The organism is Sinorhizobium sp. NFACC03 (assembly GCF_900103435.1).
Classification (GTDB): domain Bacteria; phylum Pseudomonadota; class Alphaproteobacteria; order Rhizobiales; family Rhizobiaceae; genus Ensifer.
This window is the reverse complement of the sequence record NZ_FMXF01000003.1, coordinates 26,451-48,058: the sequence shown is the minus strand read 5'-3', so window position 1 is coordinate 48,058 and position 21,608 is coordinate 26,451. Positions and strand designations below refer to the sequence as shown.

The window sequence follows — 21,608 nt, the reverse complement described above, 5'->3', positions numbered from 1 at the left end:
GCTCCCCCTATCCGTGGAGTGACGGCGCTCCCGGCGCCGTCACTGTTGAGACCAATTGGAGATCAGTCGACGACGCAGCCGCAATCGGTGGCGAGCGATGCCGGCACTTCGATGCCGAAGGCGGCCGTCGCCTTTTTCGAGATCAGCGGCGCGTGGTCTTCATAGCTCGGGCGCGACGGCGCGATCGTCTTCGGGTCCTTGCCCTTGAGGATCTCCGCAGCGATCTTGCCGGCATTGACGCCGACCTGCTCGTAGTTGACGGCAAAGCTTGCCGGCACGACGCCATCGCGGACGGCACCGTCGTCGGAATTGACGATCGGGATCTCTGCCTGGCGTGCCGCCGCAGAAACTGCGCCGATGGCCGGCTGCAGCAGGTTGGATGCGGGCGTGTAGATCACGTCGGCCTTGCCGGCGAAGGAGGCGATGCGCTGCTGAATGTCGTTGACGTTGTCGACGCCGACGGCGACGACTTCGAAGCCGGCGGCAGGTGCGGCTTCCTTAATCTTGTCGAGCAGCGCCGTGTCGTTCGCCTCGCCCGGATTGTAGGGCACGCCGAAGCGCTTGGCTTCCGGCAGCAGCTTGCGGGTAAAGGCCATCACGGCGGCCACATCCTGAAGGTCCGTCGCACCGGTCATGCCCTCCTCACCGGCCTCCCAGGACGGAACCAGCTTCGCGGCCACCGGATCGGTGACGGCAGAAAAGACAACCGGGATGCCGGAGCCGGCGAGCGCTTTCTTGGCGATCTGCGAGACCGGCGTGGTGATCGTGTAGATCAGTTTCGGCTGCTCGGCCTGCAGCTTGGCAATCATCTGCGGAACCAGCGAGGCGTCGAAATTGGTGTGGCTCTCGGTGTAGACGACGTCGGTGCCTTCGACGAAGCCGTTTTCAGCCAGCGCCTTCTTGAAGCCGGCGATCGACGCGCTCAATTGCGGATGTTCGCCGAAGTTGGCGATGCCGATGCGGATCGGATCAGCGGCAGCCGTTCCCAGTCCCCACGCCATTGCGCCGGCGGCGACCAATCCCGAAAGCCAAGTGCTCTTAAGCCTGCTCATACATCCCTCCCAGAATTTGACGAGCGTTACCGCCCTCCTCGGCGGCGTGCGTGGATGATGGCGACGGTCGGAGGTCTTGTCAAACAAATATATATATTTTCATCTTAACCGCAGAACTATATATAATTGTGTCGATCCGATGCGGGCGTTAGGGAACTTGATGCAAGACCACGAACAGTCGACCAAAACCGAATCGGCCTACCGGTTGCTCCGCCGCGACATTCTGGCGACGCGGCTGCAGCCCGGCGCGCCGATGAAGCTGAGCGCGCTGCGCGAAAGCTACGGGCTCGGCTGGACGCCGCTGCGGGAAGCACTGTCGCGGCTGGAAGCGGAGGGCCTGGTCACGGCGATCAGCAATCGCGGCTTTGCCGTCGCGCCGGTCTCGCGGGAGGCGCTCGACGACCTCACCCGAGCGCGGCAGGTCGTTGAAATTCCGCTGCTCGTCGAGTCGATCGAAAATGGCGACAGCGCATGGGAGTCCGCCGTCGTCACCGCCCACTATCGCTTGTCGCGCTGCAAGATTGCCGTCGAAAACGTCTCCGAAAGCGAAATCGACGAGTGGGACGAGAAGCATGCCGCCTTTCACACCGCCCTGATCGGTGCGGCGAGATCGAGCTGGCTTTCCCGCTTCCAGGCGACGATCTCCGACCAGCTCCGCCGCCACCACCGTTTCCTGAGCCTGGCCCCCACACTGCGCGCTGCCGCAGGGATGAGCGAGGGCTACGAGGAAGCGGTTGTCGCCTTGCAGGACGCGATGGCGATAGAGCATCATACGGAACTGATGGAGGCCGCACTCGACCGCGACGTCGACCGCGCCCGAAAGCTGATGACCGACCACATCGGCTTTACGGTCAATGTCTACGACCAGTCCGAAGATAGCGGCCGTTCACCGCCGTTGCCGCGGCATGCGTCCAAATGACGGCACGTGACAGCCTGTCCAAGAGCCGGAAACGTCTCTAAAAGCAAAGAGACAGGGAAGTGCCTGCCAAGGCGCAGGAAAAGAAGCGGGCGTTTGCAATGATGGGTGAAGACAAGTTCGATACTTCGCCGGAATGGGTGGATGGCGAGACCAAGGCGCTCGAAGCTCCAGGCGATCACCGCGCCGAGCTGAGGCTCTGGCTGCGCCTGCTGACCTGCTCGACGCTGGTCGAGAGCGAGATCCGTCGCCGGCTTCGGGAAGAATTCGATTCGACCTTGCCGCGCTTCGACCTGATGGCCCAACTCGAACGCGCCCCTGACGGCATGGTGCTTGGCGAAGTTTCGAAGCGCATGATGGTTTCGCCCGGCAACATTACGGTGCTGGTGGAGCGCTTGACCGAGAGCGGCCACATCAGCCGTACGACGCTCCCGACGGATCGCCGCGTGCAGGTCATCGCGTTGACCCCCTACGGCCGCGCCGAATTCGAGAAGATGGCAGCAACCCATGCCGATTGGATCTCCGACCTGTTCGCGGGTGTTTCACCGCAGGACGGTGGTGTGCTGATGGACGAGCTTGCCAAGCTCAAGCGGTCCGTTATCGCTTCCCTGGCCCGCAACTCCTGAGGGCAACACGTCTTCCCTTTTCCCAAGAGCGTAGAGCGGCGTGATGACCACCGCGCCGTCGTCTGAACGCGCGCACACGCATCACGTCCACCCAAAACAATTTTAAGCTTGAAATTTCTCCCGAACGAGTCCACCTTGTTCCCAGCAGTCCGGGATGACGGCCAACGGCATCTCGACGGCGACACACGCAGCCGGAACTCGGGAGGAGAACGACATGCGGATCGTCTGTATCGGTGGCGGGCCAGCCGGGCTCTATTTCGCGCTGCTGATGAAGCGCCAGCACCCGGAACACCACGTAACCGTGGTCGAGCGGAACCGCGCCTTCGACACCTTCGGCTGGGGCGTCGTCTTCTCGGATGCCACCATGCAATCGATGCGCCAATGGGATCCGGAGACGGCCGAGGCGATCGAGATCTCCTTCAACCATTGGGACGATATCGAGCTGGTCTTCAAGGGTCGCAAGATCAGGACGACCGGCCACGGCTTCGTCGGCATCGGCCGCAAGAAGATGCTCAACATCCTTCAGGAGCGCTGCCTCGAACTCGGCGTCGAACTGGTGTTCGAGCAGGATGTCGAGAGCGACGAGCAGTTCGCCGACGCGGATCTGATCATCGCCTCCGACGGCGTCAATTCGCGCATTCGCAACAGATACGCCGACATATTCCGGCCCGATATGGTCGTTCGACCGAACCGCTATGTCTGGCTCGGCACGAACAAGCAGTTCGACGCCTTCACCTTCGATTTCCAGCGCACCGAACACGGTTGGTTCCAGGCGCACATCTACCGCTTCGACGAAAACACCTCGACCTTCATTGTCGAGACCACCGATGACGTCTTCCGGGCCCATGGTCTCGACCAGATGGACCAGCAGCAATCGATCGATTTCTGCGAAAAGCTCTTTGCCGGGACCCTCGACGGCCACAAGCTGATGACCAATGCGCGCCATTTGCGTGGCTCGGCCTGGCTGAATTTCGGCCGGCTGATCTGCGAGAAGTGGAGTCATTTCAACGGCCGCAGCCATGTCGTACTGATGGGCGATAGCGCCCATACCGCGCACTTCGCCATCGGCTCGGGCACCAAGCTTGCGATCGACGATGCCATCGAACTCACCCGCCAGTTCGACATCCTCGGCCATGACAAGGCCAGTATTCCCGCGGTGCTCAGCGCCTATGAGGAGGTGCGTCGCGTCGACGTCGCGCGCATACAGAATGCGGCCCGCAATGCCATGGAGTGGTTCGAAGTGGTCGGCACGCGCTATGCCGATACGCTGGAGCCCGAGCAGTTCATGTATTCGATGCTGACCCGCTCGCAGCGCATCAGTCACGAAAATCTCCGCCTGCGCGACAAGGACTGGCTCGAAGGCTTCGAGCGCTGGTTTGCCGAACGCGCCGGCGTCGAGCCGGCCGCCAACGGCACGGTCCCGCCGCCGATGTTCACGCCGTTCAAGCTCCGCGGCCTGACGCTGAAGAACCGCATCGTCGTTTCGCCGATGGCGATGTATTCGGCAACCGATGGCGTGCCGAACGATTTTCACTTGGTGCATCTCGGCGCGCGCGCCATGGGGGGCGCCGCTCTCGTTTTCCCGGAAATGACCTGCGTATCGGCCGATGCTCGCATCACGCCCGGATGCCTTGGTCTCTGGAACGACGAGCAGGCGCATGCCTTCAAGCGGATCGTCGATTTCGTGCACCATCAGACGCCGGCCAAGATCGGCATCCAGCTTGGGCACGCCGGGCGCAAGGGTGCGACCAAGCTCGCCTGGGAGGGGATCGACCAGCCCTTGAGCGAAGGCGGCTGGCCGCTCATTTCCGCCTCGGCCCTGCCCTATCTCAAGCATTCGGACACGCCGCGCGAAATGACCCGTGCCGACATGGACCGCGTCGTCGCGGACTTCGTGCAGGCCACCGAACGGGCCCGCGACCTCGGCTTCGACATCCTCGAACTGCACGTGGCGCACGGCTACCTGCTGTCGAGTTTCCTGTCGCCGCTCACCAATCGTCGCACGGACGAATATGGCGGCGACCATGCGGCCCGCGCCCGCTTTCCCCTCGAAGTGTTCCATGCCGTTCGCAATGCGTGGCCCGCGGACAGACCGATGTCGGTGCGCCTTTCGACCCATGACTGGCACGAGGGTGGCAACACCCCCGAGGACGCGGCGATCTTCGCCCGCCTGTTCAAGGAGGCCGGTGCCGACATGATCGACTGCTCCTCCGGTCAGGTGGTGAAGGAGGAAAAGCCGGTCTACGGCCGCCTGTTCCAGACACCGTTTTCCGACAAGATCCGCAACGAGATCCAGGTCGCGACGATCGCCGTTGGGGCGATATCAGAGGCCGACCACGCCAATTCCATCATCGCTGCCGGTCGCGCCGACCTCTGCGCGATTGCCCGCCCGCACCTGGCCGACCCATCCTTCGTCCTGCATGAGGCGGCAAAGATCGGCTATGACGATCAGCCCTGGCCCAAGCAGTACCACTCCGCCCGCGCGCAATATGTGAACAATCTGGCGCGTGCGGCAACGACGGCGGGCAAGCCATGAGCAAGAGGCACGCCCTTGTCACAGGCGCGGGCAGCGGCATCGGCAAGGCGATTGCGCTTGCGCTTACCGCCGACGGCCATGTCGTCAGCCTTGCCGGACGACGCGCAGCACCGCTCGAAGCTGTGCGAGCAGAGATCCTCTCATCGGGCGGCGAAGCCCACGTCCACTATGGGTTTGACGTGACCGACCCGACCGCCATCGAGCAAGGGATCGCGGCTGCGATTGCTAAGAGCGGAGACATCGCCGTTCTCGTCAACTGCGCCGGCGAGGCGCCCTCGGCGCCATTCGAGAAAACCGATCTCGCGCTCTGGCAGCGGGTAATCTCGATCAACCTCACCGGCGTCTTTCTCGTAACGCAGGCAGCCCTTGCCTCCGTGCGCCGGGCCGGCAACGGCCGCATCGTCAATGTCGCGAGCACGGCGGGCCTCACCGGCTATGCCTATGTTTCTGCCTATTGCGCATCGAAGCACGGCGTCGTCGGGCTGACACGCGCTCTGGCGCTCGAGCTTGCGCGAACCGACGTGACCGTCAATGCCGTCTGCCCCGGTTTCACCGACACGCCGCTGATCGATGGCGCGCTCGACACGATCAGCGAGAAGACCGGTCGTTCGCGCGAGGAGGCACGTGCCAGCCTTGCCCGTTCCAATCCGCAAGGGCGCCTGGTGACGCCGGATGAGGTGGCAGACACCGTCTCCTGGCTGGTGTCGGAGAAGGCGACCGCGATCACCGGCCAGGCGATCGCCGTTGCCGGTGGCGAAGTTCTCGGAGGATAGAGATGACAAACCCGATGCAGGCCAAGAAGCGCGCCTTTAGGGACCACAAGGCCAAGCACTTCCTGTTCGAAACGGACGCGGACGGCCGGGTCGCGACGATCACGCTCAACCGTCCGGAAAAGAAGAACCCGCTGACCTTCGAGAGCTACGAGGAGCTTTGCGATCTCTTCCGGTCGCTTGCCCGCGCCAGCGACGTGCGCGCCGTGGTGCTGACCGGCGCCAGCGACAACTTCTCCTCCGGCGGCGACGTCTTCGAAATCATCGAACCGCTGACGCGCATGTCGATGCCCGACCTCTTGGATTTCACCCGCATGACCGGAGAACTGGTGCGTCAGATCCGCGCCTGCCCGCAGCCCGTCATCGCCGCCGTGGACGGAATTTGCGCCGGCGCCGGGGCTATCTTGGCGATGGCTTCCGATTTCCGCGTCGCGACGCCGGAAGCGAAGACCGCCTTTCTCTTCACGCGCGTTGGGCTCGCGGGTGCAGACATGGGCGCCTGCGGCATTCTTCCCCGCATCATCGGCCAAGGCCGCGCCGCCGAACTGCTCTTCACCGGCCGGGTCATGACCGCGCCCGAGGGTCATGCCTGGGGCTTCTACAACGCCCTGCACGAGCGTGCGTCGCTGCTCGCCGAGGCGCAGAAATTCGCGCGCACCATCGCCGATGGCCCCTGGTTCGCCCATGCGATGACAAAGAAGATGCTCGACCAGGAATGGGCGATGGGCATCGACCAGCTGATCGAATCGGAAGCCCAAACCCAGGCGATCTGCATGGCGACCGGCGATTTCCGCCGCGCCTTCGAGGCCTTTGCCGCCAAGACGAAGCCGGAATTCAAAGGGAATTGAGCATGAGTTCCCGTGACACGGCTTTGCCCCCACCAACCCGCGACCATCTCGACTGGCCGTTCTTCGACGATGGTCATCGTGCGCTTGCTGCGGAGCTGGATGACTTCGTATCCCGTGGCGGCCTCGGCGAGATCGATCACGCAAATGCCGATGCCGCGTGCAAACACCTCGTCAGCGCCCTTGGCGCCGCAGGCGTGCTTCGCCATTGCGTGCCGAAAGCATTTGGCGGCGCAAGCGAGGAGATCGATAGCCGCTCGCTCTGCCTCATCCGCGAAACGCTTGCCTATACCGACGGTCTTGCCGATTTCGCCTTCGCCATGCAGGGGCTCGGCACCGGCGCGATCAGCCTTTCTGGCTCAGAGGCACTGAAGCAGGCCGTCCTGCCCAAGGTCAGCCGCGGCGAGTGGATTTCCGCCTTTGCGCTTTCCGAACCCGAGGCTGGCTCGGATGTCGCAGCGATGGCCTGTGGTGCGCGACGCGAGGGCGATCATTTCGTGCTCGATGGCGAGAAAACCTGGATCTCGAACGGCGGCATCGCCGACGTCTACACGGTCTTTGCCCGCACCGGCGAAGCGCCCGGCACACGCGGCATTTCCGCCTTCGTGGTTTTCGCCGACACGCCGGGTTTCACGATCGCCGAGCGCATCGAGACGATCGCGCCGCATCCGCTTGCCCGGCTTCGCTTCGACAATTGCCGCATCCCGGCGTCGCAGCTTCTCGGAAGCCCCGGCGAAGGCTTCAAGATCGCCATGCGCACGCTCGACATCTTCCGCCCCTCCGTCGCGGCCGCCGCAACAGGCTTTGCCCGCCGGGCGCTCGACGAGGCAGTGGCGCATGCAAAGAACCGCAAGATGTTCGGCGCAACCCTTGCCGATTTGCCGACGGCGCAAAGCACGCTCGGCGAGATGGCGACTGCGATCGACGCCGCCGCCCTTCTGACCTGCCGCACGGCATGGCAGCGCGACGTGCAGAAGCGGCCGACCACGCGGGAAGCGGCCATGGCCAAGATGACGGCGACCGAGAATGCACAATGGGTCATCGACCAGGCGCTGCAGCTCTTCGGCGGCCGCGGCGTGCGCGTCGGCGAAATCACCGAACGGCTCTATCGCGAGATCCGGGCACTGCGGATCTACGAGGGCGCAACCGAGGTTCAAAAGCTCATCATCGGCCGCGAGCTGATGAAAGGTACGGGACGATAACGAGGGGGATGTCGAACATGCATGGTTCGAAGGCGTCATTCGACTGGCAGGATCCATTCAACCTGGATGCGCAGTTGACCGAAGAAGAACGCATGGTGCGGCGCACCGCGCAAGGTTATGCCGAAGACCGACTGGCGCCGCGCGTGCAGGAGGCCTTCCGCCACGAGAAGACCGATCCGTCGATTTTCGCCGAGATGGGCGAACTCGGCCTGCTCGGACCGATGGTCTCCGAGGAATACGGCGGCGCGGGCCTCAACTACGTCTCCTACGGTCTGATCGCCCGCGAAGTAGAACGCATCGACAGCGGCTACCGCTCGATGATGAGCGTCCAGTCTTCCCTGGTGATCGTGCCGATCTATACCTTCGGCAGCGAGGACCAGAAACGCAAATACCTGCCGGGACTGATTGCCGGCACGAAAATCGGCTGCTTCGGCCTCACCGAGCCCGATCATGGTTCCGATCCCGGCTCGATGATCACCAAGGCCACCAAGGTCGATGGCGGCTATCTGCTTTCCGGCTCCAAGACCTGGATCTCGAATGCGCCGATCGCAGATGTCTTCGTCGTCTGGGCGAAGACCGCCGATGGTCTGATCCGCGGCTTCATTCTCGAAAAGGGATGGAAGGGGCTCAGCGCACCGGCGATCCACGGCAAGGTGGGCTTGAGGGCATCGATTACTGGCCAGATCGTCATGGACGAGGTCTTCGTGCCGGAAGAAAACATGCTGCCCGATGTGACCGGGCTGAAAGGTCCCTTCACCTGCCTCAACTCCGCGCGCTTCGGCATCGCCTGGGGCGCCCTTGGTGCGGCTGAGTCCTGCTACGCGACGGCGCGGCAATACGTGATCGACCGCAAGCAGTTCGGCCGACCGCTTGCCGCCAACCAGTTGATCCAGAAGAAGCTCGCGGACATGGCGACGGAAATTGCCCTTGGCCTGCAGGGCTGCCTGCGCCTCGGCCGCATGAAGGACGAAGGCAACCCGCCGGTCGAGCTGACCTCGATCCTCAAGCGCAATTCCTGCGGCAAGGCGCTGGAGATCGCCAGAACCGCCCGCGACATGCTCGGCGGCAACGGGATTTCCGACGAGTTTCCGGTGGCACGTCACCTCGTCAACCTCGAAGTGGTCAACACCTATGAGGGCACGCATGACATCCACGCGCTGATCCTTGGCCGTGCCATCACCGGCATCGCCGCCTTCGCCAACTGAGGTCCGGCGTCGATGTTCACGACCAAGAGACCGCTGCGCTTCGGAGACTGCGACCCCTCAGGGATCGCCTACTTCCCGTCCTACCTCAACATCCTTGTCGGGGTGACAGAGGACTTCTTCGCGTCGCTCGGCTTTCCCTGGAAGACGATGAACGACGAGCGGCGGATCGGCGTGCCGACAGTGCGCCTCGATCTCACCTTCATTCGCCCGGGCTTTCAGGGCGACGAACTTGATTTCACCCTCGTGGTCAGAGGTATCGGCCGCTCGTCGCTCGACATGGAGCATACGGTCTCGGCAAGAGATGCCTTGCTCTGGACGGCGAACCAGCGGGTCGTTGCCACCTCGCTCGACAATCACGCTTCTCACGCGTGGCCGGATGACATCCGTGCTGCGCTGACACAACATCTGGAGACGACCGATGCACACCATCCTGCAACCTGAAGGCTGGGCAAAGCCCATCGGCTATGCCAACGGCGTGGCTGCAACGGGCCGCACTGTTTTTGTCGGCGGCCAGATCGGCTGGAACGCGCAATCCGAGTTCGAGACCGACGATTTCGTCGAGCAAGTGCGCCAGACGCTGAAGAACGTCGTCGCTGTGCTCGCCGCCGGCGGCGCGGAGCCGCAACACATCACCACGATGACCTGGTACTTCACCGACAAGCAGGAATATATCGGCAATCTGCGCGGCATCGGCCAGGCCTATCGCGACATCATCGGCCGGCATTTCCCGGCCATGGCGGCGATGCAGGTCGTGGCGCTCGTCGAGGACCGCGCCAAGATCGAGATCCAGGCCACGGCCGTCATCCCCGACTGAGGCTGCCACCATGTCCGAGGTCCGATTTTCGGAGAGCGTTTCCGCCCTTGTTGAAGACGACGTACTCGTCGTCAACATCGACAATCCGCCCGTCAACGCCCTCTCTGCGCATGTCAGGTCCGGCCTGATGGCGGCGCTCGAACATGCGGCCAGTCTCCCCACGATTAGGGGCGTGGTCATCACGGGCGCCGGCAGCACCTTTATCGGTGGCGCCGACATCAGGGAGTTCGGCAAGCCGCCGGTCGCACCGACGCTTCCCGACGTGATCGAGCGCATCGAGGCGTTTGAGAAGCCGGTCGTCGCTGCCGTCAACGGCGCGGCGCTTGGCGGCGGCTGCGAAGTGGCGCTCGCCTGCCACGGCCGTATCGCCGGCGAGAAGGCATCATTCGGCCTCCCCGAAGTCAAACTCGGCCTCGTCCCGGGCGCGGGCGGGACGCAGCGCCTTCCGCGTCTGATCGGTATCGTCGCGGCGATCGACCTCATCGGAACCGGGCGTGCCGCCAAGGCCGCCGAAGCCGTGACGCTTGGCCTTGCCGACAGCGTTGCCGCCGATCCCGTAGGTGCCGCACTGGCTTTCGTGCAGGAACCCGCCGCCAAACCGCTCCACCGGACGGGCATGATCGCCGTTCCGCCGGCGGACGCCGCCGCCGTCAGCGCCACAGAGGCAAAGGTTCTGGCGAGAGCCCGCGGCCAAGCCGCCCCCGCCGAGGCCGTTCGCCTCGTCAAGGCAGCGGGCGAACTCGACCTGAAACAAGGACTGACCGAGGAACGCGCGACCTTCCTGCGTTTGCGCGATTCCACCGAGTCCGCTGCCCTCAGGCACGTGTTCTTCGCCGAGCGTGCCGCCGGCAAGGTCGAGGGGCTCGATAAGGTATCGCCGCGCAGGATCGAGACCGTCGGTGTCGTCGGTACCGGGTTGATGGGATCCGGCATCGCGGTCTCCGCCCTGACCTCCGGCTACCGCGTGGTCGCGCTGGAGCACACGGAAGAAGCCGCCGCCAGCGGGCGGACACGCATCGCCGAGACCCTTGAGAAGACCGTACGCTCCGGACGGCTGACTGCGGCCGGCCGCGACGACTGCCTGGCGCGGCTGCAGACGACCGCCGAAGCCGGAGATCTCGCGAATGCCGACCTCGTCATCGAAGCGGTCTTCGACGATCTCCAGGTTAAGACAGAGCTGTTTCAGAGGCTCGACGGCATCGTCGCACCCGGCGCCATCCTCGCGACCAACACGAGCTACCTCGATCCCGATGCGATTGCCGCCGCGACAGCCGATCCGTCGCGGGTCGTAGGCTTGCACTTCTTCTCGCCCGCCAACGTCATGCGGCTTGTCGAAGTCGTCAATTGCGCCAAGACCACACCGGACGCGCTGGCAAGTGCGCTTGCCTTCGTCAAACGTCTCGGCAAGCTGCCCGTCGTTTCAGGCGTCACCGAAGGCTTCATCGGCAACCGCATTTTCTCCGCCTATCGCCGCGAGGCAGAGTTCATGCTGGAGGATGGGGCACTGCCTGAGCAGATCGACGCCGCGCTCGAGGCCTATGGCTTTCCGATGGGGATCTTCGCCGTCAACGACATGGCCGGGCTCGAGATCGCCTGGGCGCGCCGCAAGCGACAGGCGGCGACGCGGGATCCTGCCGCACGCTATGTCGAAATCGCCGACAGGCTTTGCGAAGCGGGGCGTCTCGGTCGCAAGAGCGGCCGTGGTTGGTACGCCTATTCCGATGGCAAACGGGCCGTCGATCCCGAGGTCACTGCGGTCATCGAAGCCGCAAGAGCGGTGAAGAACATCACGCCGCGCGATTTCACCGCTGACGAGATCGTGAGCCGGCTTCTGAAAGCGATGGCCGACGAGGGAACGGCCCTGCTGGCCGAAGGGATCGCGGCACGTCCAAGCGACATCGATCTGGTGATGATCAACGGCTACGGCTTTCCCGCGCACAAGGGCGGGCCGATGTTCACAGCCGAGCAAGGCAAGGACAAATCCCATGGGTGAAGCCTATATCGTCGGCGGCGTCCGCACGCCCATCGGCCGCTATGGCGGCGTTCTGTCGAGCGCACGTCCGGACGATCTTGCGGCCCACGTGATCCGCGAGGCGCTGGCGCGCGTTTCGTCCGTTCCGACCGAGGCGATCGATGAGGTTGTTCTTGGCTGCGCCAACCAGGCGGGCGAAGACAACCGCAACGTCGCGCGCATGGCCGCCTTGCTCGCCGGGTTGCCCGAAACGGTAGCCGGAACGACGATCAACCGGCTGTGCGGTTCCGGGCTGGACGCCGTCGGCTATGCCGCCCGCGCGATCCGTCTGGGCGAAGCCGAGATCATCGTCGCCGGCGGCGTCGAAAGCATGTCGCGCGCGCCCTTCGTCATGCCGAAGGCCGAAAGCCCGTTCCAGCGCGGCACCGAAATCCATGACACGACGATCGGCTGGCGCTTTGTCAATCCCGTCATGAAAGACCGATACGGCATCGACTCCATGCCGGAGACTGCCGAAAACGTCGCGGCCGAGTTTTCCATCTCGCGCGAAGACCAGGACGGCTTTGCACTGCGCAGTCAGGCCCGGGCGGCCACTGCGCAAAAGAGCGGGCGTTTCGCCCGCGAAATCGCCCCCTATGCGATCAAGTCACGCAAGGGCGAGACGACGCGCGTCGAGCACGACGAACACCCGCGCGAAACGACCATCGAGAAGCTTGCCGGTCTGCCGACGCCATTCCGCGCCAATGGCTCGGTTACCGCCGGCAATGCCTCCGGCGTCAACGACGGCGCGGCTGCCCTCGTCCTTGCCTCCGGCCAAGCGGTCGAACGCTACCGGCTCCAACCGCTCGCTCGGGTCGACGGGATGACGACGGCGGGTGTTCCGCCACGCATCATGGGCATCGGCCCGGTGTTTTCGACCCGCAAGCTCCTGGAGCGTCTGAACCTCCGTCTCGGCGACATCGATATCGTCGAACTGAACGAGGCCTTCGCGGCACAAGCGCTCGCCTGTATGCGGCAGCTCGGGCTGGCCGACGATGCACCCCACGTCAATCCCAATGGCGGCGCCATCGCGCTCGGCCATCCGCTTGGCATGTCCGGCGCGCGGCTGGCGCTGACGGCGGCCCTGGAGCTTGAGCTTCAAGGTGCCAAGCGGGCACTCGCCACCATGTGCATCGGCGTCGGACAGGGCATCTCGATGCTGCTGACGCGGCCGTGATGTCCGCCTCTTAGAAGGATCGGTGCGAGGTCTGGCGCGATCGCCAGATCACGTCATCGCGGGTAGCCCCCATCCCCTTTCGACACCGGCTTCGGAACCGACACGCCTATTCCTGACAAATCGCGTCTTGATATTGCCGGCGGAAGCGCCCAACTGATCGGCATCGCGCTCCTTCGCACTTCCCCACCGGCGCGTCCTGCACTCGAAGCGATAGACGTCAATCTTCAAAGGTTCCCCCATGACCCAGTATCCCGATATCCTCCTTCATATCGACGGCGCCTGGCGGCCGGCTCGAGCGGGCAAGACCATTCCCGTCATCGACCCAGCCACAGAGGAAACGATTGGCCAGGTGGCCCGGGCAGAAGTGGCGGATCTGGATGAAGCGCTGAACGCCGCCCAAAAAGGCTTCCAGGTCTGGCGGGCGACCTCGGCTTTCGACCGGGCAAAGGTCATGCGAACGGCAGCGGCGCTGCTGCGCGAGCGTGCCGTCGACATCGCCTGGCTGATGACGCGGGAACAGGGCAAGCCGCTGGCCCAGTCCAAGGGCGAAATCCTCAGCGCCGCCGAAATCATCGAGTGGTTTGCCGAGGAAGGAAAGCGCGCCTATGGCCAGATCATTCCGCCGCGCACGCCAGACGTCACCCAGATGACCGTCAAGCTGCCCGTCGGCCCGGTCGCCGCTTTCACGCCGTGGAATTTCCCGATCAACCAGGTCGTACGCAAGCTGTCTGCCGCGCTGACCACGGGATGCTCGATCATCGTGAAGGCGCCGGAGGAAACACCAGCATCGCCGGCCGAACTGATCCGGTGCTTCGTCGATGCTGGCATTCCCGCAGGCGTCGTCAACCTCGTCTATGGCGTGCCGGCGGTCATCTCGGAGTATCTGATCTCGCATCCGGTCATCCGCAAGATGTCCTTCACCGGCTCGACCCCGGTCGGCAAGATGCTGGCAGCACTCGCCGGCCAGCATATGAAGCGCGCGACGATGGAACTCGGCGGCCACGCCCCGGTCATCGTCACAGACGATGCCGACATCGAGCAGGCCGTCGCGATCATGTCCGGCAGCAAGTATCGCAACGCCGGCCAGGTCTGCGTGTCGCCGACCCGCTTCCTGGTGCAGGAGCGGGTGGCAGATCAGTTCCTTGAAGGTTTCGTCGCCGCATCGCGGAAGGTCAAGGTCGGCAACGGCCTTGAGACCGGCATAGACATGGGGCCGCTGGCCAATGAGCGGCGCATCCCGGCGATCGAAAGCCTGGTCGCCGACGCCGTGGAGCATGGCGGCCGGCTGGCAACCGGCGGGCATCGCATCGGCAACCGAGGCTATTTCTTCGAGCCGACGGTGCTTGCCGACGTTCCGGTCAGCGCCCGTATCATGAATGACGAACCCTTCGGTCCCGTCTCCATCATCAACCGCTTCAACGAGCTCGACGAAGCGATCAACGAGGCCAACCGCCTGCCGTTCGGGCTTGCGGCTTACGCCTTCACCGGCTCCGAGCGAAGCGCCTATCGCCTCGCAAGCGAAGTCGAGAGCGGAATGATCTCGATCAACCATCTCGGCCTGGCGCTGCCGGAGGTGCCCTTCGGCGGTATCAAGGATTCCGGCTACGGAACGGAAGGCGGCTCCGAGGCGATCGAAGCCTATCTGGAAACCCGCTTCGTCACGCGCAAGAGCGTGTAACCGCGCTCGATCATCTCCCGCGCGCGCCCGGCGCGCGGGAGATGCTGCGTGTCACCCATCAAGGGCACGAGAGCCGCCCGCAGAAGTAGCAGTCTTAAATTTACTCCCCTGTTACGAAGTTTGCTCACCATCGGACGCATGGCATGATGCCTATGGGAGAGCACGATGGGTTATGATTGGAATGGCGCACGCGGGCGCCGCTTGAAGATCGCACGATTTGGTACGGCCCTCGCTCTGGCAACCTTGTTGGTGTCGGTCGCTGCGCAGGTCGTGGCCCGGGCAATCTAAACACCAACGGGTTGGCTTGTTCGGCGCACCGAAAGCCAGGTCGAAGGTTTCCGAAACACGGTGACCAAATCCCGCATCTCCTTCTTGAGATCGAAATTCCCACCGTCCACGGCTCTGCTCACAATCTGTCGAACACTCTGCGGTATCGCAGCCTGGTGAAAGCCCGGCTTGCCGGGTTTCCAGCAGCAATCGAAGCTGATACGTTCCATTTTTGTTCCGAGTCATCTGCTTCGGGCGAAGAGTTTGACGCCGTGAAGCGGAATCCGTGAATTCTTTCAAGGAGATGAAACGGAACGAAGAATTTGGCAATCTTGCTGACAACGCCTGGATACGTATGAGCGCCGCCTATCTCGAAAAACTGAATGACCGCCAGCGCGAGGCGGTGGTGCATGGTGTGGGACTGCCGCAAGGCCAGGTTGGCGGCCCTCTGCTGATTATTGCGGGTGCCGGTTCGGGCAAGACGAATACGCTCGCTCACCGGGTGGGACATTTGATCGTCAACGGCGCCGATCCGCGTCGCATCCTGCTTATGACCTTTTCACGACGGGCGGCTTCGGAAATGAAGCGTCGGGTCGAGCGGATCTGTCGCCAGGTCATCGGCGACAATGCTGCGGTCATGACAGACGCGCTCTCCTGGGCGGGCACTTTCCATGGCATCGGCGCGCGTATCCTCAGGATTTATGCCGAACAGATCGGCCTCGGCCAGGATTTCACGATCCATGATCGCGAAGACAGCGCCGACCTGATGAACCTCGTTCGCCACGAGCTCGGTTTTTCGAAGATGGAAAGCCGCTTTCCGACCAAGGGGACCTGCCTGGCGATCTATTCGCGCGTCGTGAATTCGGAAAGCTCGATCATCGACGTGTTGAAGACGGCGTATCCTTGGGCTGCGAACTGGGAAGAGCAACTCAAGGAACTGTTTGCAGGCTACGTCGAGGCCAAGCAGGCGCAGAACGTCCTCGACTACGATGATCTGCTGCTTTACTGGGCGCAGATGGCTTCCGACGCGGAACTGGCGCAGGATATCAGCAGCCGTTTCGATCATATCCTGGTCGACGAATATCAGGACACGAACCGCCTTCAGGCCTCGATCCTGCTGTCGCTCAAGCCCGAGGGCCATGGCCTGACGGTCGTCGGAGATGACGCCCAGTCGATCTATTCCTTCCGGGCCGCGACGGTCCGCAACATCCTCGATTTCCCGAATGCGTTTTCGCCGGAACCCGCCGACGTCATCACGCTCGATCAAAACTATCGCTCGACCCAGCCGATCCTCGCTGCCGCCAACGGCGTCATCGGGCTTGCGCGGGAACGGTTCACCAAAAACCTCTGGACGGACAGGCAGTCGGAGCAGCGCCCGCAGCTTGTCACCGTCAAGGACGAGACGGACCAGGCCGCCTATATCGTGGAGCAGGTTCTCGCCAACCGCGAGGTCGGCATAGCGCTGAAGCAGCAGGCGGTGCTGTTTCGTTCCGCAAACCATAGCGGCACGCTCGAAGTCGAGCTCACCCGTCGCAACATTCCCTTCGTGAAATTCGGCGGCCTCAAATTCCTCGACAGTGCCCATGTCAAGGATCTGCTGGCGACCTTGCGTTTCGCGCAGAACCCGCGTGACCGCGTCGCCGGCTTCCGGCTGTTGCAGATGCTGCCCGGGATCGGCCCGCAGACGGCAGGCAAGATCCTCGACGCGATCGCCGCCGATCCGGAGCCGCTTGCAGCGCTCGCGGAAATCCCAGCGCCACCCAAGACCGGGGAGGATTGGGCGAGCTTCGTCGATCTCGTTTCCGCTCTACGGAAAGCCGACACGGGATGGCCGGGGGAAATCGCGACGGCGCGTGCCTGGTACGAACCCCACCTTGACCGCATCCACGAAGACGCCGAGACGCGCAAGGCCGATCTCGTGCAACTCGAGCAGATCGCCGGCGGCTACCAGAACCGCGAGCGTTTCCTGACCGAACTAACGCTTGATCCGCCGGATGCCACCAGCGACCAGGCGGGCGTGCCCCTGCTCGACGAGGACTACCTGATCCTTTCGACCATTCATTCGGCCAAGGGACAGGAATGGCGCTCGGTCTTCATGCTCAATGTCGTCGACGGCTGCATCCCGTCCGATCTTGGTGTCGGCACGACTGCCGAGCTCGAAGAGGAGCGGCGGCTGCTTTATGTCGGGATGACGCGGGCACGCGACCACCTGGCACTGGTGACGCCGCAAAGGTTCTTCACCTACGGCCAGAACAGCCAGGGCGACCGGCATGTTTACGCATCGCGGACCCGCTTCATTCCGGCGACGCTGCTGCAGTTCTTCGAGACAACGAACTGGCCGAAGATTTCGGCGGCTGCCGGCGAACGCAGCGCCAAGCAGATCCGCATCGACGTCGGCGCCCGCATGCGTTCCATGTGGAAGTGAGGGTGGGGTCGCGGCCGTGATGCTTCGGCCTCCGAACCGCCTGCTGCCCAGCGCCGTTCCGATGAAAAGGATGCTCTACCCGTCTGCTATAGCAGAGACCGCCATTCAGGCGCGGACATCAGCCGACGGTTTAGGGATGATGCAGCACGCTCACCCCGCCATCGACCGTCAGGCAGGTGGCGTTCATGAAGGGGCACTCGTCTGAAATCATGAAGAGGGCGGCCTTGGCGATTTCCTCCGGCGTCGCGATGCGACCGCCGGGATGAAGCTTCATCGTTTCGGCTTCCGCCGCGGCCGGGTCGGGAAATGAGTTCCAGTATTCCTCGGCCTTCTGCGTGCGCACGTAGCCTGGCGCCAGCGCATTCACACGCACGCCCTGCCTCGCATATTCCAGCCCCAGCGCCTTGGTCATGCCGAGAAGCGCATGTTTGGCGACGGGATAGGGGAAGGTGTGCGGGATGATGGTGAAGGCGTGGGTCGAGGCGATGTTGAGGATGACGCCGCCACCCGCAGCGATCATGCCCGGCAGCACGGCCTTGCTGCAGTTCCACGCGCCCTTGAGGTTGATGTCGAAGCAGCGCTGCCAGTCGGCATCCGAGAGTTTCAGCGGCTCGAAGAACACGTTGACGCCGGCATTGTTGACCAGCGCATTCGGCTGGCCGATCTCGCGGTTCGCCGTGGCAACCGCCTGTTCGACGGCATCCGAATCCGTGATGTCGGCCGTGGTGTAACCGATCTTTCCGCCCGTCGCACGGAGCCGCTCAGCCTCTCTCGCCAGCAGATCCCCATCACGATCGATGAGGTAGAGGCTCGCGCCTTCCGCAAGGAAGGTCTCGGCAATAGCAAGGCCGATGCCTTGAGCCGCCCCAGTGATGACGACGCGCTTTCCTTCGAGACGACCCGCCATCTCCGCGCTCCTCACCACTCGGCGACGCTGCCGTCGGCGTGGCGCCAGATCGGATTGCGCCAGCGATGGCCTTCCTTCGCTCGTTCGATGACATATTGCTCGTCCACCTCGATGCCGAGGCCCGGTCCTTGCGGGATCGACACGAAGCCGTCTGCGTAATGGAAAACCTCCTTGTTGGAGATGTAGTCGAGGATGTCATTGCCCGTATTGTAATGGATGCCCAGGCTCTGCTCCTGGATGAAGGCGTTGTAGCTGACGGCGTCGACCTGGAGGCAGGCGGCGAGCGCGATCGGTCCGAGCGGGCAATGCGGCGCCAGTGCCACGTCGTAGGCTTCCGCCATCGACGCGATCTTGCGGCACTCGGTGATGCCGCCGGCATGCGAAAGGTCGGGCTGCAGGATGTCGACATAGCCGTCTGAAAGCACCGACTTGAAGTCCCAGCGTGAATAGAGCCGCTCACCAAGCGCGATCGGCGTCGAGCAATGGTTGGCGATTTCCTTCAGCGCCTCTCGGTTTTCCGAAAGCACCGGCTCCTCGATGAACATCAGGTTGAAGGGCTGCAGTTCCTTCGCCAGCACCTTGGCCATCGGCCGGTGCACGCGGCCGTGGAAGTCAACGCCGATGCCGATATGCGGACCGATCGCCTCGCGGATCGTCGCGATGGTCTCGACCGCCTTCTCCACCTTCTCCCAGGTGTCGACGATCTGCATCTCCTCGCAACCATTGAGCTTTATCGCCTTGAAGCCGCGGGCAACGACATCGCGCGCATTGTTGGCGACGTCGGACGGACGGTCGCCGCCGATCCAGGAATAGACCTTGATGCGGTCACGCACCTGTCCGCCGAGCAGCGCATGAATCGGCTGGCCATAGGCCTTGCCCTTGATGTCCCAGAGCGCCTGGTCGATCCCGGCAAGTGCCGACATGTGAACCGCGCCGCCGCGGTAGAAGCCGCCGCGATACATGACCTGCCAATGGTCTTCGATGAGCAGCGGATCCTTGCCGATCAGGTAGTCCGAGAGCTCGTTGACGGCGGCTTCCACCGTCAGGGCTCGCCCTTCGACGACCGGCTCGCCCCAGCCGACGATCCCCTCGTCGGTTTCGATCTTCAGAAACAGCCAGCGCGGCGGAACGATATAGGTTGTGAGCTTGGTGATTTTCATGGTGCGATATCCGCTGGGTGAAACAAGACGGCGACGGCCGCCTGAGGGAAGATTTCAGCGCGTCGAGAGGGCGGGCCGGTGACGTTCGACAGCAATCTTGAGGTCCCGCGCCGCAAGGTCGAGCATGCGCATGGAACAGTCGCGCGCCCGCACCTTGTCGCGCAGGCGCAGCGCCTCGACCAGTTCGCCATGGATGTCGATCGCCTCGTCACGGCGCTCGGCGACTTCGTTGGAGGCGTGCAGCGAGAACTTCAGCGCCGCCTGGATGATGCCGACGAGCTGCAGAAAAACCTGGTTGTGGCTCGCCTTGAGCAGGCAGGTATGAAAGGCGACGTCGGCATCGGTGAAGCCGGCGAGATCGCGTTCGCCGTCGCGCATCGCCTGCCAGGCGCGCTCGAGATCGGCGATCTCCTGGACGGTAGCGCGCTCGGCGGCAAACTCCGCCGCCGCCGGCTCGATCGCCCGGCGGGCCTCCAGAATGCAATTCAAGAGATCGAATTCGAAGATGCGCTCGCCGATCCATTCAAGAACCTGCGAATCGAGGATGTTCCATTCGTCCTTGTTGCAGACGACGGTTCCGACCCGCGAGCGACCACGCACCATTCCCTTCGATTCAAGCACCTTCAGCGTTTCGCGAATGACGGTTCGGCTGACGCCATAGCGTTCGCAAAGGTCGTTCTCACGTGGCAGGTAGGAGCCGACAGGAAAGACGTCGGCGCAGATGTCCGAAGCGATCGCGCGTGTCACGTTCTTCTGGACGCGTGGGCGGCGCTGGCCGCGCTCCTCCATGCCGCTTCCATGTTGCTGCTCTGCCACCGCCATCTCCTCCCGCTCGCGTCTCCCAACCGCTGCTTAGCGCAGACGCCCTAACGCGACAACGCACAGAAGCACGCTGCTATCGTTATACACCACTAGCTCATTCATCATACAATGGCAATTGACGAATATGATGATTCATCATACACAAATGCCCACTGCAGGAGGCAGTTCACCAGGGAGAGAGATCATGCGCTTTATCAAGGCAGCCATTCTGGCTGGTACCGTCGCCGTGCTCACGGCAACCTCAGCGTTCGCTGCCGACGTCAAGATCGGTTTCATCGTCAAGCAGCCGGAAGAGCCGTGGTTCCAGGACGAGTGGAAGTTCGCCGACGTCGCCGCCAAGGAAAAGGGCTTCACGCTGGTGAAGATCGGCGCTGAAGACGGCGAGAAGGTTCAGTCGGCAATCGACAACCTCGGCGCCCAGGGCGCACAGGGCTTCATCGTCTGCACGCCTGATGTCAAGCTCGGCCCTGGCATCGTCGCCAAGGCTGCCGCCAACGAGCTCAAGCTGATGACCGTCGACGACCGGCTGGTCAATGCCGATGGCAGCCCGATCGAGGACGTTCCGCATATGGGCATCTCGGCAACGAAAATCGGCGAGGCCGTCGGCCAGGCGATTGTCGACGAGGTCAAGAAGCGTGGCTGGGACATGAAGGATGTCGGCGCCATCCGAGTCTCCTACGACCAGCTCCCGACGGCGGTCGATCGTGTCGAGGGCGCGCTTTCCGTCCTCAAGGCCAACGGCTTCCCGGAAGCCAACATCTTCGACGCGCCGCAGGCCAAGACCGATACGGAGGCTGCGCTCAACGCCTCGACGATCGTTCTGAACAAGAACGCCGGCATCAAAAAGTGGGTCGCGATCGGCCTCAACGACGAAGCCGTACTTGGCGCCGTGCGCGCAACCGAGACGGTCGGCATTGCCGCCGACAGCATGATCGGCGTCGGCATCGGCGGCGCGGACTCGGCGATCAACGAGTTCAAGAAGCCCTCGGCCACCGGCTTCTTCGGCACGGTCATCATTTCGCCGAAGCGTCACGGCTACGAGACCGCGCTCAACATGTTTGAGTGGATCGCCAACGGCAAGGAGCCGGAAAAGCTGACCCTGACCGCCGGCCAGCTTGCACTGCGCGACAATTACGAAGCCGTGCGCAAGGACCTCGGCATCGAGTAATCGCTGCTTGCGACACCATCGGCCCGG

General features: G+C 63.5%; 18 protein-coding genes. 14 read left to right on the top strand and 4 right to left on the bottom strand.

What is annotated here, in order from left to right; all coding sequences use genetic code 11:
* Positions 1 to 62 precede the first annotated feature (62 nt).
* Entirely contained in the window at positions 63 to 1,052 is a 990-nt protein-coding gene (locus BLU35_RS07160; RefSeq protein WP_093232521.1) for an ABC transporter substrate-binding protein, read from the bottom strand.
* A gap of 160 nt (positions 1,053 to 1,212) precedes the next feature.
* Here BLU35_RS07160 and BLU35_RS07155 point away from each other — a divergent pair, with 160 nt between their 5' ends.
* The 13 genes from BLU35_RS07155 (at position 1,213) to BLU35_RS07090 (ending at position 17,524) form a co-directional block, all read left to right on the top strand.
* On the top strand, positions 1,213 to 1,971 hold the full coding sequence (locus BLU35_RS07155) for a GntR family transcriptional regulator (protein WP_093232520.1): 759 nt from the start codon (positions 1,213 to 1,215) through the stop codon (positions 1,969 to 1,971).
* 101 nt (positions 1,972 to 2,072) lie between these two features.
* Positions 2,073 to 2,594: a MarR family winged helix-turn-helix transcriptional regulator gene (locus tag BLU35_RS07150; RefSeq protein ID WP_058322305.1), complete on the top strand. Its 522-nt coding sequence runs from the start codon at positions 2,073 to 2,075 to the stop codon at positions 2,592 to 2,594.
* A 214-nt stretch (positions 2,595 to 2,808) separates the two neighbouring features.
* Positions 2,809 to 5,130: a bifunctional salicylyl-CoA 5-hydroxylase/oxidoreductase gene (locus BLU35_RS07145; protein ID WP_093232519.1), complete on the top strand. Its 2,322-nt coding sequence runs from the start codon at positions 2,809 to 2,811 to the stop codon at positions 5,128 to 5,130.
* Entirely contained in the window at positions 5,127 to 5,903 is a 777-nt protein-coding gene (locus BLU35_RS07140; protein WP_093232518.1) for an SDR family NAD(P)-dependent oxidoreductase, read from the top strand. Before BLU35_RS07145 ends, BLU35_RS07140 begins: the two co-directional genes overlap by 4 nt.
* 2 nt (positions 5,904 to 5,905) lie before the next feature.
* Positions 5,906 to 6,748, top strand: a complete 843-nt coding sequence (locus BLU35_RS07135) for an enoyl-CoA hydratase family protein (RefSeq protein ID WP_093232517.1) — start codon at positions 5,906 to 5,908, stop codon at positions 6,746 to 6,748.
* 2 nt (positions 6,749 to 6,750) lie between these two features.
* Positions 6,751 to 7,947, top strand: coding sequence for an acyl-CoA dehydrogenase family protein (locus BLU35_RS07130; RefSeq protein ID WP_093232516.1), 1,197 nt, complete (start codon positions 6,751 to 6,753; stop codon positions 7,945 to 7,947).
* A 17-nt stretch (positions 7,948 to 7,964) separates the two neighbouring features.
* Positions 7,965 to 9,152 carry an acyl-CoA dehydrogenase gene (locus BLU35_RS07125; RefSeq protein WP_093232698.1) on the top strand — a complete coding sequence of 396 codons (1,188 nt, stop codon included), beginning with the start codon at positions 7,965 to 7,967 and terminating at the stop codon, positions 9,150 to 9,152.
* Between the two features lie 12 nt (positions 9,153 to 9,164).
* Positions 9,165 to 9,593 carry an acyl-CoA thioesterase gene (locus tag BLU35_RS07120; protein WP_093232515.1) on the top strand — a complete coding sequence of 143 codons (429 nt, stop codon included), beginning with the start codon at positions 9,165 to 9,167 and terminating at the stop codon, positions 9,591 to 9,593.
* Positions 9,571 to 9,966 carry a RidA family protein gene (locus tag BLU35_RS07115; RefSeq protein ID WP_058322299.1) on the top strand — a complete coding sequence of 132 codons (396 nt, stop codon included), beginning with the start codon at positions 9,571 to 9,573 and terminating at the stop codon, positions 9,964 to 9,966. Before BLU35_RS07120 ends, BLU35_RS07115 begins: the two co-directional genes overlap by 23 nt.
* 10 nt (positions 9,967 to 9,976) lie before the next feature.
* Positions 9,977 to 11,959: a 3-hydroxyacyl-CoA dehydrogenase NAD-binding domain-containing protein gene (locus BLU35_RS07110; RefSeq protein ID WP_093232514.1), complete on the top strand. Its 1,983-nt coding sequence runs from the start codon at positions 9,977 to 9,979 to the stop codon at positions 11,957 to 11,959.
* Positions 11,952 to 13,154, top strand: a complete 1,203-nt coding sequence (gene pcaF, locus BLU35_RS07105) for a 3-oxoadipyl-CoA thiolase (RefSeq protein WP_093232513.1) — start codon at positions 11,952 to 11,954, stop codon at positions 13,152 to 13,154. Before BLU35_RS07110 ends, pcaF begins: the two co-directional genes overlap by 8 nt.
* A 238-nt stretch (positions 13,155 to 13,392) precedes the next feature.
* Positions 13,393 to 14,832 carry an NAD-dependent succinate-semialdehyde dehydrogenase gene (locus BLU35_RS07095; protein ID WP_058330102.1) on the top strand — a complete coding sequence of 480 codons (1,440 nt, stop codon included), beginning with the start codon at positions 13,393 to 13,395 and terminating at the stop codon, positions 14,830 to 14,832.
* Between the two features lie 622 nt (positions 14,833 to 15,454).
* Positions 15,455 to 17,524 carry an ATP-dependent helicase gene (locus BLU35_RS07090; protein WP_093232697.1) on the top strand — a complete coding sequence of 690 codons (2,070 nt, stop codon included), beginning with the start codon at positions 15,455 to 15,457 and terminating at the stop codon, positions 17,522 to 17,524.
* Between the two features lie 130 nt (positions 17,525 to 17,654).
* Here BLU35_RS07090 and BLU35_RS07085 read toward each other — a convergent pair whose 3' ends face one another.
* Genes BLU35_RS07085 through BLU35_RS07075 form a run of 3 tightly spaced genes read right to left on the bottom strand, consistent with a single transcriptional unit; the run spans position 17,655 to position 20,413 of the window.
* Entirely contained in the window at positions 17,655 to 18,431 is a 777-nt protein-coding gene (locus tag BLU35_RS07085) for an SDR family oxidoreductase (RefSeq protein WP_093232512.1), read from the bottom strand.
* An 11-nt stretch (positions 18,432 to 18,442) separates the two neighbouring features.
* Positions 18,443 to 19,591, bottom strand: a complete 1,149-nt coding sequence (gene dgoD / locus BLU35_RS07080) for a galactonate dehydratase (protein ID WP_057255211.1) — start codon at positions 19,589 to 19,591, stop codon at positions 18,443 to 18,445.
* Positions 19,592 to 19,645: 54 nt separating this feature from the next.
* A complete protein-coding gene (locus BLU35_RS07075; protein ID WP_058330105.1) occupies positions 19,646 to 20,413 on the bottom strand; it encodes a FadR/GntR family transcriptional regulator in 768 nt (255 codons plus the stop codon).
* A 184-nt stretch (positions 20,414 to 20,597) separates the two neighbouring features.
* Here BLU35_RS07075 and BLU35_RS07070 point away from each other — a divergent pair, with 184 nt between their 5' ends.
* Entirely contained in the window at positions 20,598 to 21,581 is a 984-nt protein-coding gene (locus tag BLU35_RS07070) for an arabinose ABC transporter substrate-binding protein (RefSeq protein WP_058330106.1), read from the top strand.
* Positions 21,582 to 21,608: the final 27 nt, after the last annotated feature.

What these genes read in the sequence shown, in the direction of transcription:
- BLU35_RS07090 (WP_093232697.1), top strand. Translation starts at nt 15,455, where the DNA reads ATGAGCGCCGCCTATCTCGAAAAACTGAATGACCGCCAGCGCGAGGCG.
- BLU35_RS07125 (WP_093232698.1), top strand. Translation starts at nt 7,965, where the DNA reads ATGCATGGTTCGAAGGCGTCATTCGACTGGCAGGATCCATTCAACCTG.
- BLU35_RS07115 (WP_058322299.1), top strand. Translation starts at nt 9,571, where the DNA reads ATGCACACCATCCTGCAACCTGAAGGCTGGGCAAAGCCCATCGGCTAT.
- pcaF (WP_093232513.1), top strand. Translation starts at nt 11,952, where the DNA reads ATGGGTGAAGCCTATATCGTCGGCGGCGTCCGCACGCCCATCGGCCGC.
- BLU35_RS07070 (WP_058330106.1), top strand. Translation starts at nt 20,598, where the DNA reads ATGCGCTTTATCAAGGCAGCCATTCTGGCTGGTACCGTCGCCGTGCTC.
- BLU35_RS07120 (WP_093232515.1), top strand. Translation starts at nt 9,165, where the DNA reads ATGTTCACGACCAAGAGACCGCTGCGCTTCGGAGACTGCGACCCCTCA.
- BLU35_RS07095 (WP_058330102.1), top strand. Translation starts at nt 13,393, where the DNA reads ATGACCCAGTATCCCGATATCCTCCTTCATATCGACGGCGCCTGGCGG.
- BLU35_RS07110 (WP_093232514.1), top strand. Translation starts at nt 9,977, where the DNA reads ATGTCCGAGGTCCGATTTTCGGAGAGCGTTTCCGCCCTTGTTGAAGAC.
- BLU35_RS07130 (WP_093232516.1), top strand. Translation starts at nt 6,751, where the DNA reads ATGAGTTCCCGTGACACGGCTTTGCCCCCACCAACCCGCGACCATCTC.
- BLU35_RS07145 (WP_093232519.1), top strand. Translation starts at nt 2,809, where the DNA reads ATGCGGATCGTCTGTATCGGTGGCGGGCCAGCCGGGCTCTATTTCGCG.
- BLU35_RS07085 (WP_093232512.1), bottom strand. Translation starts at nt 18,431, where the DNA reads ATGGCGGGTCGTCTCGAAGGAAAGCGCGTCGTCATCACTGGGGCGGCT.
- BLU35_RS07075 (WP_058330105.1), bottom strand. Translation starts at nt 20,413, where the DNA reads ATGGCGGTGGCAGAGCAGCAACATGGAAGCGGCATGGAGGAGCGCGGC.
- BLU35_RS07155 (WP_093232520.1), top strand. Translation starts at nt 1,213, where the DNA reads ATGCAAGACCACGAACAGTCGACCAAAACCGAATCGGCCTACCGGTTG.
- BLU35_RS07135 (WP_093232517.1), top strand. Translation starts at nt 5,906, where the DNA reads ATGACAAACCCGATGCAGGCCAAGAAGCGCGCCTTTAGGGACCACAAG.
- dgoD (WP_057255211.1), bottom strand. Translation starts at nt 19,591, where the DNA reads ATGAAAATCACCAAGCTCACAACCTATATCGTTCCGCCGCGCTGGCTG.
- BLU35_RS07150 (WP_058322305.1), top strand. Translation starts at nt 2,073, where the DNA reads ATGGGTGAAGACAAGTTCGATACTTCGCCGGAATGGGTGGATGGCGAG.
- BLU35_RS07160 (WP_093232521.1), bottom strand. Translation starts at nt 1,052, where the DNA reads ATGAGCAGGCTTAAGAGCACTTGGCTTTCGGGATTGGTCGCCGCCGGC.
- BLU35_RS07140 (WP_093232518.1), top strand. Translation starts at nt 5,127, where the DNA reads ATGAGCAAGAGGCACGCCCTTGTCACAGGCGCGGGCAGCGGCATCGGC.